Raw genomic sequence first — 17,141 nt, 5'->3', positions numbered from 1 at the left:
TGATCAAAGGATTTCGTTTACATGGATACGGATATTCTCAGCTATTTTTTCGGTTGGTACATCATTGGCATCGCCACCAAATGGGTCTTCAATTTCTTCCGCGATCAGCTCCAGACTGGCGAGCACATAAAAGATAAATGCCACAACCGGAACCACCAGGTAGCCCATATTGAATACAAACCCAATGGGCAGTGTGATCACATAAATGAAGATGAATTTTTTAATAAACACACTGTAGGAATAGGGGATCGGTGTATTCTTGATTCGTTCACAGGCGCCACAGATATCGGTAAAGGATTGCAGTTCTGTATTAATGGTGATAAGCTGATCTCCCGTGATTACATTTTTCCGGTAGAGCTCCTGCACTCTTCGCATCATCAATGCTGCTACCTGGTTAGGTAGGTGCCTGGATTGATCTACTGCCAATTCCGGATGATCAATTTCATCCAGTGCCAGCCTTGTTTTCTCGGAGCGAAGATGATCTCTGAGCATGCTGGCATAAAGCGCAATGGACTTACGGAAAAAATTTCGGGTTACATGATCATCCACAGCTAACATACTATCCAGCTTCAATGCAAGGTTGCGGGAATTGTTGGTCAATGCTCCCCAGAGTTTTCTTCCTTCCCACCAACGATCATAAGCTGTATTGGTGCGAAATACCAGCAACATGGATATCGCAAAACCCAGCAGACTATGCATGAGAGATATCTGCTTCAGGTGACTATTTTGTGATAATTTCAATACTTCCACTTCTACATAGGCAACACCCCATGAGTACAATGATATCAATGCGATTAATGGTAACAATTGCCGGATTGTATCTGCCTTGTGAAACTTAAACAGGACAGAGAGCCAGTCTTTGGTGTTATAAGATATCATTGGTTAATTGGGTTGGGTAGTAAAGCGATAGCCGCGTAAAAAATCCTGGATGCCCATTCTTTTTTTGCCCTGCAATTGCACTTCTTCCAAATGAATGTATCCATCCGGTGTAGCAAATTTCAGGTAAGTAGCGTGGTCGGTTTCAAATTGTCCGGGTGCGATTGCCGGTTGGGTTTTTTCTTTTTTGGTTTTAAATACTTTCAGAGTCTTTCCTTCCAATGAAGTAAAGGCAGCAGGGTAGGGTGATAATCCCCTTACCAGGTTGTGAATCGCATCTACATGCTGAAACCAGTTGATATGGCAGGTTTCTGTAAAGATCTTGGGTGCGTGTTTGGGAGGGTGGGTGCTATCCACCAGTTTGGTCTGTGGTATCTCATTGATGCTTCCATTAGCAAGTCCTTCAATGGTTTTCACCAGCAATTTGGCTCCCAGTTCTTTCATCCGGTCATGTACAGAGCCGGCATCTTCCTCTTCACCTATGGGCATGTGTTCCTGCAATAAAATATTGCCGGTATCAATTTCATGCTGCAGTTTAAAGGTGGTTACACCGGTTTCTTTTTCTCCATTGATCACAGCCCAGTTGATGGGTGCAGCTCCCCGGTAGTTCGGAAGTAAAGACCCATGTACATTAATTGTTCCCATAGGTGGCCGGTTCCATACCATTTCAGGCAACATCCGGAAAGCAACTACCACCTGCAGATCTGCTTTCAAGTGATCAAGTGCTTCCAGGAAATGTGGGTCGCGCAATTTTTCAGGTTGTAAAACAGGGATATCATGAGTCAGCGCAAATGCTTTCACGGCGCTGTGCTGCAATTGCAATCCTCTGCCAGCCGGACGATCGGGTGCTGTTACAACTCCAACGATGTTACATCCCGCACGCACCAGTGCATCCAGGGAAGCAACTGCAAATTCCGGCGTGCCCATAAAAACAATTCGCAGAGAGCGATAATCCATACTATGAATTTAGTAAGAAGGGTTAGGGATAAATCAGGTAACGGGCGCGAATCTTTTTAAAGTTTTCCAATCCCGGTTGCCAGGATGCCCTGATCTCTTCCATGGTTTTCCCTTCTTTTATTTGTTGCATCAACTGACTGTTGCCCGCCAGTTTATTGAAGAAATAAGCGGTTGGTTCAGCATTTGGTTTGCCCAGGAAAAAGCTGGCTTTATCAGGAAACAGGCGATAAGCTTCCAGCAGGTAATCCAGTTGCATCTGGTTGCCAACTTTTGAAAGCACCACAGCTGGTTCCGCAGCAAGGTTCCAGCCATAACATAACTGATCTTTCAGTTTGGGATTTTTAGCACCTTCTTTGGAACGCGGCGTGAAGGAATACAAATTCTTTGGAAGAGATGGATGACCAAATACCTGGAAAGGGTAATCGGTTCCCCGGCCTTCACTTAATACTGTTCCTTCAAAAAAACAGGTTGATGCATACCAGTATATGGATGACATATCCGGCAGGTTGGGAGAGGGCTTTACCGGCAATTGATACTTGCTCTCGTGTGTATAATTTTTACAGGGGATCACCGTGAGCTGGAAGCCTTCTGTAGACAGGTTGGTGTTCAGCCATTTTTCACCCAGCAGCATTTTGGCATACTCTCCAATGGTCATACCATACACCACAGGTACGGGCTGCATGCCCACAAAAGAGCGATAGGGTTTTTCAAGAATGGGGCCATCAATATAAAAACCATTCGGGTTGGGGCGGTCCAGCACCAGGAGTGGTTTTTTAGCTGCAATCGCTGCCTCCATAAATTCTTCCAATGAAGAAATGTAGGTATAAAATCGAACGCCAACATCCTGAATATCAAATATCAGGATGTCCACTGCGTCCAGGTCTTCTTTCTTGGGAATCCGGTTTTTGCCATAGAGTGAAATCACCGGGATGCCAGTTTTAGGATCAACTGTATTGCCCACTTTTTCTCCTGCATCAGCAGTTCCGCGGAATCCATGTTCAGGTGAAAAGAGGCGGGTGATGCGAACGCCTTTTTGTTTCAATACATCCACCAGGTGGAGGGTGTCATATACAACGGTGGTCTGGTTGGCAAAAATTCCAACCCGCAGCCCGGCTAGTTTGGGCAGGTATTGGTCGAATTGTTCAGCGCCCGGTTCAATCCTTTGTGCAAAAAGATCAGCGCCGGCAAACAGGCAGCAAAGCAGTACAAAAAAAATCCTTTTCATGGCTCAAATATAACGGTTTGGTAGCAGGCGCTCTGCCGCTTTTCCCTTACCTTGTGCCCTGATTTGATCAATTTAAATTTTTTTTATGCAACAAGTACAGTCTGGCGATACCGTAAAGGTTCATTACCATGGTCGCCTTACCGATGGAACCACTTTCGATAGTTCAGAAGGTCGGGATCCATTGGAGTTTCAGGTTGGGAGCCAAATGGTAATCGCTGGTTTCGACAACGGTGTGATGGGGATGGTTGTGGGAGATAAGAAAACCGTGCATATTCCTGTTGACGATGCGTATGGTCCCAAGAATCCGGATATGATTATCGAATTTCCAAAAGAGCAGGTGCCTGCTGATATGCCACTCGAAGTGGGTATGCGTCTGAATCTGAATAACAGCCAGGGCCAGGTGGTTCCTGTTGTTATCACCGAGATCCAGGAAACTGCTATCCTGCTGGATGCCAATCATCCGCTGGCTGGTGAAGATTTGGTTTTCGACATCGAACTGGTTGAGATTGTTGGTGCACCTTCCCGCATCATCATGCCCTAATCCGGTTTGATTCAAGTAATTAAAAAGTGGTTGTCCTTAGGGCAACCATTTTTTGTTATGCTGCTTTCCGTAAACCCAAAATAACACAGCCGTTACCGTTAGGCATAACAGGGTATTGAGTAAAGATGCTTCAAATCCGAATTTTCCTCCTGTCCATAGTTCAGCGCCCTGCTGGTTTTGACTTAACACCGATGGCAGACGCAAGCCACTTACCCCATATCCTAATACGGGGCCCTGTAAAAAATTCCAGGTAAAATGCAGCCCGATTCCAAACCAGAGGTTGCGTGTATAGAGATAATTCACGCCTAATAACAAACCTGCAAGGAATACATTAAAGGTGCCCAGTAAGGATCCATTTGGATTGGTGCCATGAAAAAATGCAAAGATCACCGCCGTGATTACCCAGGCTTTCACAGGATGTATACTTTCCATCAGGTTGTGCTGGATATATCCCCGAAAGGCCAGTTCTTCATATAGAGACACTACGATCATCAATAGCAGCGAATAAAAAAAAGCGCTGCTGTTCATTTCAGCTCCAGCCCATTCAATGGCACCAAATAAGAGTAGTCCGCAGGTACCTGTTCCTAATATTGCTATCGCGATTAAATTCCCTACTGCAAAATCAGTTTCATATCCTTTCCACTTCCAGCCCATGGAGCCAATGCTTTCCCGGTCTACGAGTTTTCGCATACCAAATGCAAGCAGGGTGGATAGTACCCCAAGGAAAATGGTAGTGGTATAGATATCCAGTCCCAGCAGGGTGCCGATCCATCCAGCACCTATTAATACACTTAAAAAAAGTAAGGTGAAAATGATTGCTCGCCAATGCTTTGCCATCAATACTGTAATTTGGGGCGAAAATTAACCAATCATGCCGGAAATGGATCGACCAGCTGTAAAAGATCGTTTGCTTCGCTATGTTCAGATTGATACACAAAGCGATCCGCTTAGTCCAACCCAGCCCAGCACGGAAAAGCAGAAAGACCTGTCGCGTTTGCTGGTGAAGGAACTACTGGACATGGGCATCGGAGACGCTCACCTGGATGAATACGGTTACGTATATGCGACGATCCCGGCTACCAGTACCCGAAAAGTTCCGGTGATCTGTTTTTGCTCGCATGTGGATACAGCTCCCGATTGCAGTGGTACAGGCGTACAGCCAATTGTGCATACAGCGTATACTGGTGCACCCATCGTATTGCCCCAGGATCCTTCCCAGGTAATTACTATTGAAGAGCATCCCTACCTGAAAGAAAAAATCGGGGACGATATCATTACTGCCTCAGGTACTACCTTGTTAGGCGCAGATGATAAAGCTGGTGTAGCCATCATCATGGAGCTGGCAGCCTACTTAGTAGCCAACCCGCAGCTGCTTCACGGCGAAATTAAAATCCTCTTTACCCCGGATGAAGAAATCGGCAGGGGAGTAGATAAAGTGAATTTGAAAAAACTGGGTGCCGATATCGCCTATACCCTGGATGCCGGTGAACTCGGCAGCCTGGAAGATGAGAACTTCTCCGCAGATGGCATGACAGTTTACTTCCACGGTATCGCAGCTCATCCCGGTTCCGCGAAAGGTAAACTAATCAATGCCATCAAACTGGCAGGAGAATTTGTTGCGTCGCTGCCCAAAGAAAAACTGGCCCCTGAACTGACTGAAGGCAGAGAAGGTTTTGTGCATCCGGTACGCATCACCGGCTCCGCAGAATTAGCCCAGGTGGATTTTATCATCCGCGACTTTGACACGCAGAAACTGGGTGAACATGAATTTTTGCTGCAACACCTGGCAGATGAAATCGTATTGAAATACCCCGGTTCCCGAACTACGTATGAAGTGAAGGAACAATACCGCAACATGAAAGAAGTACTGCAGCATCATCCGCAGGTGACAGCCCTTGCAGAACAAGCTATGCTCAACTGTGGCGTTCAGCCCCGGAAATTTCCAATAAGAGGTGGAACAGATGGTGCGCGACTTTCCTTTATGGGACTTCCCTGTCCGAATCTGTTCACGGGAGAAATGTCGCTTCATAGCAAACAGGAATATGTAAGTGTGCAGGATATGGAAAAATCATTAGCAGTATTGGTAGAATTGGTGCAGCTTTGGGAAAAGAACGCTGCAGAATAGTTATATTAAACTCAAAATTCGAATATGTTAGATTTTCTTACTTCCAGTTGGTGGATTCTTATAGTAATCCTGGTGGTATTCGCCGGATTGAAAACCATTAACCAGGGTACGATTGGGGTGGTTACGATGTTTGGTAAGTACCGGCGTATCCTCTTACCCGGACTTAATTTCATCATTCCCTTTATTGAACAGATTTCCAAAAGGGTGTCTGTGCAGAACCGTTCGGTGGAACTGGAGTTCCAGGCGGTTACGGCAGACCAGGCAAATGTTTATTTTAAAAACATGTTGCTCTATGCCGTGCAGAATGAACAGGAAGATACCATCAAAAAAGTGGCTTTTAAATTCATCAGCGATCGCGATCTGATGCAGGCTTTAAGTCGCACGATTGAAGGGACCATCCGTTCCTTTGTGGCAACCAAACGCCAGGCAGAAATTCTTGCCCTGCGAAAAGAAATCGTGGAATATGTTAAAGATCAGATCGACCAACTACTGGAAGAATGGGGCTATCACCTGCTCGATCTCCAGATCAATGATATCACGTTTGACCAGGTAATTATGGATTCCATGAGCCGCGTGGTGGCATCGCATAACCTCAAAGCAGCTGCTGAAAACGAGGGACAGGCTTTGCTGATCACCAAAACCAAGGGTGCGGAAGCAGAAGGTAATGCCATCAAAATTGCCGCAGAAGCGGAAAGAGAAGCAGCCCGCCTGAGAGGCCAGGGTGTGGCACTCTTCAGAGAAGAAGTGGCCAAGGGTATGAGCGAGGCAGCAGATCGCATGCGCCAGGCCAACCTTGATACCAATGTGATTCTCTTCAGTATGTGGACCGAAGCCGTGAAAAACTTTGCTGAATATGGTAAAGGGAATGTTATTTTCCTGGACGGAAGTGCCGAAGGAATGGAGAAAACCATGAAGCAAATACAGGCCATGATGGTAAAGCAGGTAGGCGCCTGATCCGGTTGTGGTAGAATCTTTAGAATTCCTTAGCAAATAATAGCCTTATTTTCACACCCGACAAAAGAATAAACCAACCAGATGAATTTGTTTCTTCTTCAGATTGCAGATACGGCCCAACAGATCGCCAATGCTGCCCAGGCTGCTACCAATGAAAACAAAGATCTCAGTATGATCAATCTGCTCTTCCAGGGCGGCCCGCTGATGATTCCCCTGTTTTTATTGCTGGTAGTTGCTGTGTATTTCTTTTTCGAGCGTTACCTGGCCATCAATAAAGCAAGTAAGATCGATGAGAACTTCATGAGCATTATTAAGGATCATATCCTGAGTGGTAATGTGGCTGCAGCCCGATCACTGGCCAAGAATACCAATAACCCCGTTGCAAGAATCATTGACAAGGGGATTCAGCGTATTGGTAAACCCATTGATGCGATTGAAAAAAGCATGGAAAATGTAGGGCGATTGGAAATGTATAAACTGGAAAAAAATCTTTCAGTGTTATCGCTGGTTTCGGGCATTGCTCCCATGTTTGGATTCCTTGGTACCATCGTAGGGATGGTGCAGTTGTTCTACGGAATTTCTTCTACCGGTGAATATACCCTCAGTACCATTGCTAGTGGTATTTATGTGAAAATGATCACCTCCGCAACCGGATTGATCATTGGTTTGCTGGCTTATGTGGGACATAGTTTTTTAAATGCCCAGGTAGATAAAACCGTGAACCGCATGGAAGTTGCCAGCTCCGATTTTATTGATACCCTTCAGGAACCTACCAGATAAGCGAACATGAATTTAAAACGTCGATTAAGAGGACATGCCGAAGTTCATACCGGAGCACTGAATGACATTCTGTTCATTCTGTTGCTCTTCTTCCTGATTGTATCCACGCTGGCCAATCCTAACGTGATCAAACTCTCACAGCCGAAAGCTAAGAGTGATACCAAGGCCAAACAGACAGTGGTGGTATCCATTGACGCGAATAACCAGTTTTATGTAGGAACCTCCAAAGTGAGCCTGGAAGAACTGAAAGCCAAACTTCAACCCATCCTGGCAAAAGAAACCGATCAGCCTTCCGTGGTGATCAATGCCGATAAAAATGTACCGGTGGAGAATGTGGTGGCTGTTATGCGCGTGGCAAGAGAATTAGGTGCCAGATCTGTATTGGCGGTAGATAAAAACGGTGTTCAGTAATCATTAGCGGATCGCTTTGATCATGCGTTCCTTTCCCTGCATATCCCTGCGGATTTCAATGTTGTTGATACCTTCTTGCTGAAGTGTTTCCTGTACGCCAGCAGCAAGGTCTTCATGTATTTCAAGGTAGATAGCTGTTCCGGGTTGGCATCTCGATTGCGTAAAGCTTGCAATGGCTTTATAAAATACATAGGGATCTTCATCAGGCACAAACAAGGCAATGCCTGGTTCATACTTCACCACATGCGCACTCATTTCAGCTGCCCCTTTTTTAGGAATATAGGGCGGGTTGCTGACGATGCAGTCAGGCACAGGCAATCGCTCCCAGTTGCCTGCATCCAGAAAATCCATTTCATGCCAGTGTACAATGGCTTGTAAATGTGCCGCATTCAATTGTGCTACCGATAAGGCTTCACTGCTGATATCACAACTGTGCACTTCCGCAGTGGGTAGTTTTTTAGCCAAGCTCACAGGAATACAGCCACTGCCGGAACCAATGTCTAAAATTGTGGGCGCTTTTTCGGTTTTGAGATCTTTTACCACCCATTCCACCAACTCTTCTGTTTCGGGCCGGGGTATGAGCACCCGCTCATCTACATAGAAAGGCATTTCCTGGAACCAGGCTTCATTGATTACATATTGAACCGGCCGGTGCTTTTGTAATTGCGCCAGCATTTCCTCCAGTAACAATTGCTGTTGATCCGAAAGATTGGTAACCTCCAGGGTTCTTACCTCGCGTTTGGGCAGTCCGGTTAGTTTTTCTAACACCAGGTCCGCGATGTAACTGGCTTCTGTGTTGCCATAAATGGATTCCAGCTGACGGATAATATGTGTTCTGGGTGTAGGCAATATTTGTTGTTGTAGGTGTCAAAGGTACTGGAGGCTGGCGCAATTTTTTTGTATCTTATCGTATGAGTGAGAAAAAATTAAAAGGCCAGATCGCCCTGGTTACCGGGGCCAGTTCCGGCATAGGAAAAGCCATCGCGATCGCCCTCGGCGAAGCCGGTGCCGCAGTTATTGTGAATTATTATTCCGGTGCGGAAGCAGCTGAGGAAGTCGTTAGCACCATTCGTACAAATGGTTCTGATGCCATTGCCATTAAAGCAGATGTCAGTAAGGAAGAGGATGTATTCTCCATGTTTGGGGAAATAATTCAACAATATGGCACACTTGATATTTTGATCAATAATGCAGGCCTGCAGCAGGATGCTCCTTTTCACGAAATGACCTTGCAGCAATGGCAGAAAGTGATTGATGTAAACCTGACCGGACAGTTTCTCTGTGCCCGGGAAGCGATCCGGGAGTTTTTGAGAAGGGGACATCAGCCCGAAAGATCCAAAGCTTGCGGAAAGATTATCTGTATCAGTTCTGTGCATGAATTAATTCCATGGGCCGGACATGTAAACTATGCCGCCTCCAAAGGAGCCATTAAAATGCTGATGCAGAGCCTGGCGCAGGAATACGGTCCGCAGCAAATCCGGGTTAATAGTATTTGTCCGGGTGCCATTCGTACTCCAATCAACCGGGAAGCCTGGGAGACAAAAGAAGCTTATCAGTCGCTCATGAGCCTGATTCCCTACAACCGGATTGGTGAGCCGGATGATGTAGGCAAACTCGCGGTATTCCTGGCTTCCGACGATTCCGACTATATAACTGGCACCAGCATTTTCATCGACGGAGGTATGGCCGTTTATGAAAGTTTTGCTGATGGCGGATAAAAAGCCGACCTTTATACCTCATCAAATACATCGCTTATGGCTAGGTCGAGGGATTCGTTTAATAAAAAGGAGATGGAGAAAAAGCGGGCGAAAAAGAAGCAGGAGAAGGAAGAACGCAAGGAAGAAAGGAAGAATGATGCAAAAAAAGGTAAGTCCCTCGAGGATATGATGGCTTATATAGATGCCGATGGCAATATTGTGAGCACTCCGCCTGATCCTTCTACCATGGTGGAAGTAAATCTGGAAGATATCCAGATCGGTGTTCCCAAGCAGGCAGAACCTTCCCCGGAAGATTTGATTCGCTCCGGTATCATTTCCTTTATGAATGAGGCAAAAGGGTTTGGCTTTATACGTGATTTACAAAGCCAGGAAAGCATTTTCGTGCATGTAAATGAGATGCAAACCCGGCTGGTTGAGAATGATAAAGTAAATTTTGAAGTAGTAAGCGGACCAAAAGGGTATAGTGCGATCAACGTAAGAAAAATGAAATAAGCACAGATACCCGTCTATGCTGAAAAAGAGAGTCAAAAGAACACTACGCTACACCAGATACATTTATTACAGAGAAACCTTAGTAAACCGGGAAGAGAAGTTCTGGTCCTTCCTGGGTTCTTTCATCGGAATTGGACTGATTGCTTTCTGGCAAATTTTTTTACTTAAAGATTCTGACAGTTTATTTTTAATTGGATCATTCGGGGCATCCAGTGTACTGGTGTTTGGTTTGATCCAAAGTCCGTTGGCGCAACCCCGTAATTTAATTGGAGGCCATCTCGTTTCTGCATTCGTGGGCGTTAGTGTGCAGTCGCTGCTTCCTGAAATCATTTGGCTGACTGCACCCCTGGCAGTATCGCTTTCTATCATTGCGATGCAATTCACCAAAACTCTGCACCCTCCTGGTGGTGCTACCGCCTTATTGGCGGTAATCGGTTCGGATAAAATAAAGTTATTGGGGTATAATTACATCCTGTTTCCTGTATTAAGCGGGGCACTCGTACTTTTGCTGGTGGCGCTGATATTCAATAATATTACACCGAATCGAAAATATCCTGTGAGCAACAACTACAAAAAGAGATTAAAGCGTCTCTTTTTTATCAGGCAAAGGAGCTGATTGATTTAATCATATGAAATCTCAGGTATGAATAAGTTGAAAAAGATTTTACTGCTATTGACCCTGTTCTTTACAGTCGCAGGAACTGTACATGCGCAGGCTCCCGATAATGCGGCTATCAAACGACAGAAAGAGATGGCTAAGCAGCATAGGAAAACGCAGAAGCATGCTAAAAAGGCGAAAAAAAAACAAAAGAAGCTGAAGAAGTCGCAAAAGAAATTGGATAAACAACAAAAGCAACACCAGAAGCAATTGAAACGTCAGGATAAAGAAAAAAAACGCCAGGAGAAAGAATTGCGCCGTCAGCAGAAAGCCTTGCAAAAATCAGTAGGTGAAGCGGCTTAGCAGAATTAATAGTGGGCAATTGTAGGGAGCAACTGCTCATTTGGATAAAAGTTTTTTTAAAAGTAATTTTATTCAAAGTATAATTGCTATGAAGGGAGTATCCATTTTACGCGAAGAAGTAAAGCAATATATAGACATGGCAGATGAAAAGGTGGTAAAGATGATACATGCCATGCTGGAAGTGGAACATGAAAGCGATTGGTGGGATGATTTGGGGGACGAAACGAAAGCTTCCATTGAGCAAGGGTTAAAAGACGCAAGAGCGGGTCGTGTTATATCACATGATGTGGTAATGAAAAAATACCGCAAATGGCTATCGAAGTAACATGGTCTGAGGAAGCGAAGAAAACCTTTGATGAAATAGTCTCTTATTTGCTCAGAAAATGGTCAGAAAAGGAAGTTAAGCGTTTTATTCAGCAAACAGAATATGTAATTAGTCGTTTACAAGAATATCCAGAGTCATATAATCCATCGTTAAAGCAAAAACAAGTTCGAAGAGCGCGTCTCAATAAATATACTACACTATATTATCGGTATTACACTACTCGAAAGAAAATCATCCTTTTAAGCTTTTGGAATACCAGACAGGATCCAGGTCAATTGAAATACTAAAATACATTTTCTGTTTTTGGATCATAATGCAAATGAAACAGCACTTAGCGCACATAGCAATTGTAGTTGACGATTATGATAAAGCCATTGAGTTTTACACACAAAAATTGCATTTCATCTTATTGGAAGATGTTGTTCTTTCAGATACCAAACGCTGGGTTTTAGTAAGTCCACCGGGTGCAACCGAATGTTCAATCTTGTTAGCCAGAGCGGCAACAGATGAACAAAAAAGCAGGATTGGAAATCAAACAGGCGGACGTGTATTTCTTTTTTTGTGCACGGACAATTTCGAGAGAGATTATCAGAACCTGCTTGACAATAAGATTAAAATAGTCCGGGGACCAAGTATTGAACCCTACGGAACAGTAGCCGTTTTCGAAGATTTGTATGGAAATCTTTGGGATTTGATTGAGTATGGAAGAAGTGAGACGTCAGATGTGAGACGTGAGACGTGAGAGGGGCCGTGTGGGTGTTCTTTATCGGACCATGGGTGGTGGTGGGTCGAAGCTGGGCTGGTTCAATATCCTAGGAAGACGGAGGATGGCGAAGGATTGCGGAGGATTACGGGTTTTGATTTTTGAAAATTTCAGATATTTAAATGAAAATCAATGAATTGTGTTTTTTTAATGGGGTCATGCTTTTTGATAATTGGCTCATTTTATCCCCTAAAAGACTCATTTTTGCCAATAATTGGCTCATAAAACCCTATAATTGGCTCATGCCTCGAATGTTTTGATTTTCAACCAGTATTTACTACTTTGATCCCCTAAACTCAGACCTATGGCAATTTTTAAGTCCGGAAACCCGGCACTTTCTGAAAAACGTTTTGAAGCTTCTCTTACCGGTGCTGGTACCGAAACCATGACCGAAAGAGGCACGATGAACAAATTTATCTTCCTCTTCTTCCTGTTGATGGCTTCTGCTTTACTTACCTGGAAAGCCCATTTCGAAGGGGTTAATGTAATGCCCTGGGTAATCGGATCCGCAATTGTTGGCTTGATCCTGGTTCTGGTTACCAGTTTTCGTCCTCAATACGGACAATACACTGTACCTGCCTATGGTTTGGTAGAAGGTGTTTTTGTGGGAGGTATCTCTGCCATATACGCGGATGCATTCTCAGAAGTGGCTCCCGGGCTGGTGATGCAGGCAGTGGCACTCACTTTCGGAACTGTTATCGCCATGTATGTTTTATATCGCACCGGTGTTATTAAAGCCACCCAGCGTTTTAAATCTATCGTATTCACCGCTACAGCAGGTATTGCGGTTTTTTACCTCATCGCACTGGTACTGAGATTATTTGGCGTTGAACTGGCTTTCCTGCACGAAGGCAGTTTGCTGGGCATTGGCTTCTCACTTTTTGTGGTTGCCATCGCAGCACTTAACCTCATCCTCGATTTTGATATGATTGAAAACGGAGTAAAGATGGGTGCTCCAAAATACATGGAGTGGTTTGGCGCCTTCGGATTGATGGTGACCATCATCTGGCTCTATATTGAAATCCTCCGGTTGCTGAGTAAGCTTAGCAGTCGCGATTAATATTTTACAGCTGCAGCAGGCCTGCTTTATACAGGTTGCTGATTGGCTTATTATCCCAGAAGAGCTCGAAATCCGGTAGTCCGGCTGCTTCATACGAAGTTTTCAATTCCTGCCGGGTCATCGTTTTGGGATTATCTAATTGCAGTTGAGGGAGTATGGCTACCAACCATGCTCCCTCTTCTTTTGATAGGCGAATGGTTAGGTCAGATTGCAGGGTTTCAAATGATAACTCCATGGATTCCCATTGCTGCCCTTTTTTTGACTTCACAACTATTTCAGATGATGGCAGATTGCCAATGAAAACAACTTTAGTAGTTGGCTTGGTCGCTGAAAAATCTTCTTCCTTCAAAATTCGTTCTATATAATCCGGTGCAATACTTGTTTTCGGCACTTTAAAATCAAACCATTTATGGAGGGGGAAATCCAGGCAGGCTCCATGCATAAAATTCAGTAGGGATTTTTTCAACCCATATCCATACGCAGCATGATCTGCACCGGTTGGATCTTCGTGTTCCACATCATTATCGGCAAATAAAATTTCAGCCGGACGAAGCGCTTTTACCTTGAATTTTTCAGGTTCCAGTCCAACCGGACTATGAGCCGTCATCGTAAACTGATGCCAGAAAGCACTCTGCAATACCCCGGCAGCAAATAATTGTCGCACCATCTCCAGCGAATCAATAGTCTCCTGATCCGTTTGAGTTGGAAAGCCATACATGAGGTACGCATGTACCATGATACCCGCTTCCGTGAAATGTTTGTTCACCCGCGCTACCTGTGCAACAGTGATTCCTTTATCAATCAATGCCAGCAGACGGTCCGATGCAACTTCCAATCCACCTGATACGCCTATACAACCAGATGCTTTCAACAACAAACAGAGATCCCTTGTAAAGCTTTTCTCAAAACGGATATTGGTCCACCAGCTCACTATTAGTTTACGCCTGATGATCTCCAATGCAACCGCGCGCATCAGGGCAGGCGGCGCTGCTTCATCCACAAAATGAAATCCATTGTTGCCGGTTTGCTGAATGATGGTTTCCATCCTGTCAACGATCAGAGAAGCTGCAACAGGCTCGTATAACCGAATATAATCCAGGCTGATATCACAGAACGTGCATTTGCCCCAATAGCAACCATGCGCCATCGTTAGTTTGTTCCAACGCCCGTCACTCCACAAGGAATGCATCGGGTTGATGATCTCAATGGCCTGAATGTATTCATATAGTCGCAGGCCGCTGTAATCGGGGGTGCCCAGCTCTGCCTGTTTATAATCGCGGCAGGCTTTGTTTTCAATATAGGTCAGCGCGCCTTCGGCAAGCAGAAAGGTTCGTTTCAATTCAGCCGCATCAATCTGCTTTCTCACATAAGCGAGCAGTTGTTCGATGGGGGCTTCTCCATCATCCAGTGTGATGAAATCAAAAAACTCAAAGATGCGGGCATCTTTTAAGGAGCGCAATTCGGTATTGGCAAAGCCTCCACCCATCGCAATCTTGATGGCAGGATGCTGCTGTTTTATATATTGACCACAACGCAGGGCCGCAAAGAGGTTGCCTGGGAAAGGAACAGAAAAGGCAATCAGTAAAGGTTGATAACGCTGAATGTAGTCTTCCAGTAAGGCCGTCATTTTCTGATCAATAAAACCCGGTGCATTTTGTAATGCGGCATACAGTTCATCAAACCGATTGGCGGAACGCGCCAGCTTTTCTGCATACCGACTAAAACCAAAATGTTCATCCAGGTTTTCCTTAATGAAATCGGATAAATCTTCCAGGTATAGGGTGGCCAGGTGTTTGGCCTTGTCCTGTGTGCCCATTTTACCGAAAGCCCAGACCAGGTCATCCAATTGGGCGAACCTGCCTGCCTCGGGAAGAAAATTTCTTCCGGCAATGCGATGCGCCAGGGTAGGTTCATTTCCCTGTAAAAAGCGGATGACTTCATCAATGGTTTCCATGTACTGGTTGCGAAGCCGGTAAATCCTTTTGGAGTTGGGACTTTCAATGGAGGCAGGCTCCACTGTACTGAAAACTTCTTCCAATCCCTGTCTGCTGAACAAGGCCAGTGTAAGATCAATACCCAGGTCCGCCTGCTCTGATGCAATCTCTTTAGTGTTCAGGAATCCTTTCAGGTAAGCAGTGGCCGGGTAAGGCGTGTTCAACTGTGTAAAGGGAGGCGTAACAAGAAATACCGGTGTGCTCAAAGATTCCAGTTTAGCGGGCAAATTTACCGCATAGCGACCAGTATCAGAAATATCGTCCAAGTAAGGGGTGGTCGATTAGCAGAGTTTTCATCGCATCCGGGTCAATAGTGCCCTGTTTGGCATATACAATCTTGCCTCGGGGCTCTACCACCAGGGTGTAAGGAAGGGCTCCCTGCCAGTTGGGATCGATGGCTTCAATCAGGGCATATTTATCACTGGAATTGAAAATATAATTTGTGCCGGATGCCTGTTGCTTTTGCAGAAACTCCAACGCATTGGCCCTTTTTTCCGGATCATCGGCACTGATACTGATGAACTCAAATGCTCTTCCCCGGTACATCCGATGGATGGTGATGAAATCAGGAAACTCCCTAGTACAGGGACCACACCAGGTGGCCCATACATTGATGAGTCGCAGTTTTTTGGAATCGTTTTGCAAGAGCTTGCGTATACCCATTGAATCGATTGCTTCCAGGCTTACTTTTTCTGCTGCCCATTCCTTCATGGCTTTCTCCCGCCAGTCCTGCTTTTCAGCCCATTTAATGGAACAACCGAAAACCTTGGTGGTGGGAGTTGCAACCGGTTCATTTTTGAGCAAGGCATCCAACGCAGCACGGGTGTCCTGTATAGTTGGTTTGCCGGATGGCTTCTCTACATTGTCAATGCGCCCCTGGAACCGCAGTTTACGATCCTGGTCAAAGATGAAAACATGGGGCGTTGCTACCGGACCATATGCCCGGGAAACCTGTTGCAGATCACCATCGTAGAGATAAGGGAAATTGAACTTTTTTCTTTCCGCGCGGACTTTCATTTCTTCATAACTATCGTTCAAATCAGTATAATCCAATTCATTCAGGCGGATGGCTTTTGGATCGTTGGGAGAAATCGCAATAACAGCTACTCCTTTGGGTTGGTAATCGTGTGTGAGCTGGATGAGGCGATCCTCATAAGCCTGTGCAGTGGGACAATGATTACAGGTAAATACTACCACCAGCAACTTGCTTTTTTTATAGTCACTCAGGCGATGTTGTTTTCCATCCACACCCGGTAAGGAAAAATCTGGCGCGCTGGCGCCGATTGGTAATACAGGAGGTTGTTGCGGACCAAATGAAAAGACCAGGCAAAGCAGGTAAAGCAGACTTTTCATTCAATATGATTTTAACAGAAGGTATCAAAAATTTGACAATTCTACAAGGTGGATTTAAAATAACATAACTTCCAGTTCTACCAATTGATCAACGAATCTGCATGTTATGGATCGACGACAGGTTATCAGGCATTTTTTAGTAGTTGGAGCGGGACTGGCCTTCATGTCCTCCTGTGTTTACAAGGATGGAAAAGTTTCCATTCAACTGCAATCCATTCAAATCAATCCTGATCAGGAAAGCTTTTTAAAGCAGCTCGCGGATGCCATTATTCCCCCAACTGATACACCGGGTGCAGCGGAACTGGGAAGCCATCTGTTTGCACTGAAAATGGTGGACGACTGTTTCGAAAAACAGGAGCAGGATAAATTCATGGCGGGATTAAAAAAGCTGCAGGGAAAAGAACCCAATCCGGCTACCCTCATGAGTGCCGCGGAGCAGGAAAAGGACGAAGACGCGCTTGCCTTTATGAAAGCCTTTCGCCGCCTGATAATTCAAGGCTATACGCAATCGGAATATGTAATGACCAACCTATTGCCATATCAATTGGTGCCCGGTAAATATTACGGGTGTGTGCCTGTTGACAGTACTACTTCAAAATCATAAGT

Annotated in this window: 21 protein-coding genes; 14 read left to right on the top strand and 7 right to left on the bottom strand. The window is 45.1% G+C overall.

Annotated elements, in window-relative coordinates; all coding sequences use genetic code 11:
- Positions 1–3 precede the first annotated feature (3 nt).
- The 3 genes from L0U88_RS05040 to L0U88_RS05030 are packed head-to-tail and all read right to left on the bottom strand — an operon-like array spanning position 4 to position 3,058.
- The gene (locus tag L0U88_RS05040) at positions 4–879 is read right to left on the bottom strand and encodes a bestrophin family protein (RefSeq protein WP_234864523.1); all 876 of its coding nucleotides are present in this window, start codon (positions 877–879) and stop codon (positions 4–6) included.
- 3 nt (positions 880–882) lie between these two features.
- Positions 883–1,833, bottom strand: a complete 951-nt coding sequence (gene fmt, locus L0U88_RS05035) for a methionyl-tRNA formyltransferase (protein ID WP_234864522.1) — start codon at positions 1,831–1,833, stop codon at positions 883–885.
- A 22-nt stretch (positions 1,834–1,855) separates the two neighbouring features.
- Positions 1,856–3,058: an exo-beta-N-acetylmuramidase NamZ family protein gene (locus L0U88_RS05030; RefSeq protein WP_234864521.1), complete on the bottom strand. Its 1,203-nt coding sequence runs from the start codon at positions 3,056–3,058 to the stop codon at positions 1,856–1,858.
- A gap of 85 nt (positions 3,059–3,143) precedes the next feature.
- On the opposite strand from L0U88_RS05030, the gene L0U88_RS05025 reads away from it, so the two are divergent.
- The gene (locus L0U88_RS05025; RefSeq protein WP_234864520.1) at positions 3,144–3,599 is read left to right on the top strand and encodes an FKBP-type peptidyl-prolyl cis-trans isomerase; all 456 of its coding nucleotides are present in this window, start codon (positions 3,144–3,146) and stop codon (positions 3,597–3,599) included.
- Between the two features lie 36 nt (positions 3,600–3,635).
- On the opposite strand, the gene L0U88_RS05020 is transcribed toward L0U88_RS05025, so the two are convergent.
- Entirely contained in the window at positions 3,636–4,436 is an 801-nt protein-coding gene (locus L0U88_RS05020; RefSeq protein WP_234864519.1) for a CPBP family intramembrane glutamic endopeptidase, read from the bottom strand.
- Between the two features lie 43 nt (positions 4,437–4,479).
- On the opposite strand from L0U88_RS05020, the gene pepT reads away from it, so the two are divergent.
- From pepT to L0U88_RS05000, 4 genes are all read left to right on the top strand, one after another.
- Entirely contained in the window at positions 4,480–5,724 is a 1,245-nt protein-coding gene (gene pepT / locus L0U88_RS05015) for a peptidase T (RefSeq protein WP_234864518.1), read from the top strand.
- A 24-nt stretch (positions 5,725–5,748) separates the two neighbouring features.
- A complete protein-coding gene (locus L0U88_RS05010) occupies positions 5,749–6,678 on the top strand; it encodes an SPFH domain-containing protein (protein ID WP_234864517.1) in 930 nt (309 codons plus the stop codon).
- 81 nt (positions 6,679–6,759) lie between these two features.
- Positions 6,760–7,458 (top strand): MotA/TolQ/ExbB proton channel family protein, encoded by a 699-nt coding sequence (locus L0U88_RS05005; RefSeq protein ID WP_234864516.1) that lies wholly within the window; start codon positions 6,760–6,762, stop codon positions 7,456–7,458.
- A gap of 6 nt (positions 7,459–7,464) precedes the next feature.
- On the top strand, positions 7,465–7,869 hold the full coding sequence (locus L0U88_RS05000) for an ExbD/TolR family protein (protein ID WP_234864515.1): 405 nt from the start codon (positions 7,465–7,467) through the stop codon (positions 7,867–7,869).
- A gap of 3 nt (positions 7,870–7,872) precedes the next feature.
- On the opposite strand, the gene prmC is transcribed toward L0U88_RS05000, so the two are convergent.
- Positions 7,873–8,718: a peptide chain release factor N(5)-glutamine methyltransferase gene (gene prmC, locus L0U88_RS04995; protein ID WP_234864514.1), complete on the bottom strand. Its 846-nt coding sequence runs from the start codon at positions 8,716–8,718 to the stop codon at positions 7,873–7,875.
- 62 nt (positions 8,719–8,780) lie between these two features.
- Here prmC and L0U88_RS04990 point away from each other — a divergent pair, with 62 nt between their 5' ends.
- From L0U88_RS04990 to L0U88_RS04955, 8 genes are all read left to right on the top strand, one after another.
- The gene (locus L0U88_RS04990) at positions 8,781–9,587 is read left to right on the top strand and encodes an SDR family oxidoreductase (protein WP_234864513.1); all 807 of its coding nucleotides are present in this window, start codon (positions 8,781–8,783) and stop codon (positions 9,585–9,587) included.
- A 36-nt stretch (positions 9,588–9,623) separates the two neighbouring features.
- A complete protein-coding gene (locus tag L0U88_RS04985; RefSeq protein ID WP_234864512.1) occupies positions 9,624–10,079 on the top strand; it encodes a cold-shock protein in 456 nt (151 codons plus the stop codon).
- Between the two features lie 16 nt (positions 10,080–10,095).
- Positions 10,096–10,695 carry an HPP family protein gene (locus L0U88_RS04980; RefSeq protein WP_234864511.1) on the top strand — a complete coding sequence of 200 codons (600 nt, stop codon included), beginning with the start codon at positions 10,096–10,098 and terminating at the stop codon, positions 10,693–10,695.
- 27 nt (positions 10,696–10,722) lie between these two features.
- Positions 10,723–11,040, top strand: coding sequence for a hypothetical protein (locus tag L0U88_RS04975; protein ID WP_234864510.1), 318 nt, complete (start codon positions 10,723–10,725; stop codon positions 11,038–11,040).
- Between the two features lie 88 nt (positions 11,041–11,128).
- Complete coding sequence (locus L0U88_RS04970; protein ID WP_234864509.1) at positions 11,129–11,365, top strand: hypothetical protein; 237 nt, start codon at positions 11,129–11,131, stop codon at positions 11,363–11,365.
- A complete protein-coding gene (locus L0U88_RS04965) occupies positions 11,350–11,652 on the top strand; it encodes a type II toxin-antitoxin system RelE/ParE family toxin (RefSeq protein ID WP_234864508.1) in 303 nt (100 codons plus the stop codon). Before L0U88_RS04970 ends, L0U88_RS04965 begins: the two co-directional genes overlap by 16 nt.
- A 32-nt stretch (positions 11,653–11,684) precedes the next feature.
- Positions 11,685–12,107: a VOC family protein gene (locus L0U88_RS04960; RefSeq protein ID WP_234864507.1), complete on the top strand. Its 423-nt coding sequence runs from the start codon at positions 11,685–11,687 to the stop codon at positions 12,105–12,107.
- Between the two features lie 325 nt (positions 12,108–12,432).
- Positions 12,433–13,188: a Bax inhibitor-1/YccA family protein gene (locus tag L0U88_RS04955; protein ID WP_234864506.1), complete on the top strand. Its 756-nt coding sequence runs from the start codon at positions 12,433–12,435 to the stop codon at positions 13,186–13,188.
- A 4-nt stretch (positions 13,189–13,192) separates the two neighbouring features.
- Here L0U88_RS04955 and L0U88_RS04950 read toward each other — a convergent pair whose 3' ends face one another.
- Positions 13,193–15,388, bottom strand: coding sequence for a B12-binding domain-containing radical SAM protein (locus L0U88_RS04950; RefSeq protein ID WP_234864505.1), 2,196 nt, complete (start codon positions 15,386–15,388; stop codon positions 13,193–13,195).
- A 43-nt stretch (positions 15,389–15,431) separates the two neighbouring features.
- Positions 15,432–16,535 (bottom strand): redoxin domain-containing protein, encoded by a 1,104-nt coding sequence (locus tag L0U88_RS04945; RefSeq protein ID WP_234864504.1) that lies wholly within the window; start codon positions 16,533–16,535, stop codon positions 15,432–15,434.
- A gap of 106 nt (positions 16,536–16,641) precedes the next feature.
- Here L0U88_RS04945 and L0U88_RS04940 point away from each other — a divergent pair, with 106 nt between their 5' ends.
- Positions 16,642–17,139 (top strand): gluconate 2-dehydrogenase subunit 3 family protein, encoded by a 498-nt coding sequence (locus L0U88_RS04940; protein WP_234864503.1) that lies wholly within the window; start codon positions 16,642–16,644, stop codon positions 17,137–17,139.
- Positions 17,140–17,141: the final 2 nt, after the last annotated feature.

The sequence above is a fragment of the Flavihumibacter fluminis genome (genome assembly GCF_021491375.1).
GTDB classification, from domain to species: Bacteria; Bacteroidota; Bacteroidia; order Chitinophagales; family Chitinophagaceae; genus Flavihumibacter; species Flavihumibacter fluminis.
This window is presented reverse-complemented; position numbering and strand designations above follow the sequence as displayed.

Bases quoted from the DNA above. Each gene is read 5' to 3' on its own strand.
- L0U88_RS05040 (WP_234864523.1), bottom strand. From the start codon at position 879: ATGATATCTTATAACACCAAAGACTGGCTCTCTGTCCTGTTTAAGTTT.
- fmt (WP_234864522.1), bottom strand. From the start codon at position 1,833: ATGGATTATCGCTCTCTGCGAATTGTTTTTATGGGCACGCCGGAATTT.
- L0U88_RS05030 (WP_234864521.1), bottom strand. From the start codon at position 3,058: ATGAAAAGGATTTTTTTTGTACTGCTTTGCTGCCTGTTTGCCGGCGCT.
- L0U88_RS05025 (WP_234864520.1), top strand. From the start codon at position 3,144: ATGCAACAAGTACAGTCTGGCGATACCGTAAAGGTTCATTACCATGGT.
- L0U88_RS05020 (WP_234864519.1), bottom strand. From the start codon at position 4,436: ATGGCAAAGCATTGGCGAGCAATCATTTTCACCTTACTTTTTTTAAGT.
- pepT (WP_234864518.1), top strand. From the start codon at position 4,480: ATGGATCGACCAGCTGTAAAAGATCGTTTGCTTCGCTATGTTCAGATT.
- L0U88_RS05010 (WP_234864517.1), top strand. From the start codon at position 5,749: ATGTTAGATTTTCTTACTTCCAGTTGGTGGATTCTTATAGTAATCCTG.
- L0U88_RS05005 (WP_234864516.1), top strand. From the start codon at position 6,760: ATGAATTTGTTTCTTCTTCAGATTGCAGATACGGCCCAACAGATCGCC.
- L0U88_RS05000 (WP_234864515.1), top strand. From the start codon at position 7,465: ATGAATTTAAAACGTCGATTAAGAGGACATGCCGAAGTTCATACCGGA.
- L0U88_RS04990 (WP_234864513.1), top strand. From the start codon at position 8,781: ATGAGTGAGAAAAAATTAAAAGGCCAGATCGCCCTGGTTACCGGGGCC.
- L0U88_RS04985 (WP_234864512.1), top strand. From the start codon at position 9,624: ATGGCTAGGTCGAGGGATTCGTTTAATAAAAAGGAGATGGAGAAAAAG.
- L0U88_RS04980 (WP_234864511.1), top strand. From the start codon at position 10,096: ATGCTGAAAAAGAGAGTCAAAAGAACACTACGCTACACCAGATACATT.
- L0U88_RS04975 (WP_234864510.1), top strand. From the start codon at position 10,723: ATGAATAAGTTGAAAAAGATTTTACTGCTATTGACCCTGTTCTTTACA.
- L0U88_RS04970 (WP_234864509.1), top strand. From the start codon at position 11,129: ATGAAGGGAGTATCCATTTTACGCGAAGAAGTAAAGCAATATATAGAC.
- L0U88_RS04965 (WP_234864508.1), top strand. From the start codon at position 11,350: ATGGCTATCGAAGTAACATGGTCTGAGGAAGCGAAGAAAACCTTTGAT.
- L0U88_RS04960 (WP_234864507.1), top strand. From the start codon at position 11,685: ATGAAACAGCACTTAGCGCACATAGCAATTGTAGTTGACGATTATGAT.
- L0U88_RS04955 (WP_234864506.1), top strand. From the start codon at position 12,433: ATGGCAATTTTTAAGTCCGGAAACCCGGCACTTTCTGAAAAACGTTTT.
- L0U88_RS04945 (WP_234864504.1), bottom strand. From the start codon at position 16,535: ATGAAAAGTCTGCTTTACCTGCTTTGCCTGGTCTTTTCATTTGGTCCG.
- L0U88_RS04940 (WP_234864503.1), top strand. From the start codon at position 16,642: ATGGATCGACGACAGGTTATCAGGCATTTTTTAGTAGTTGGAGCGGGA.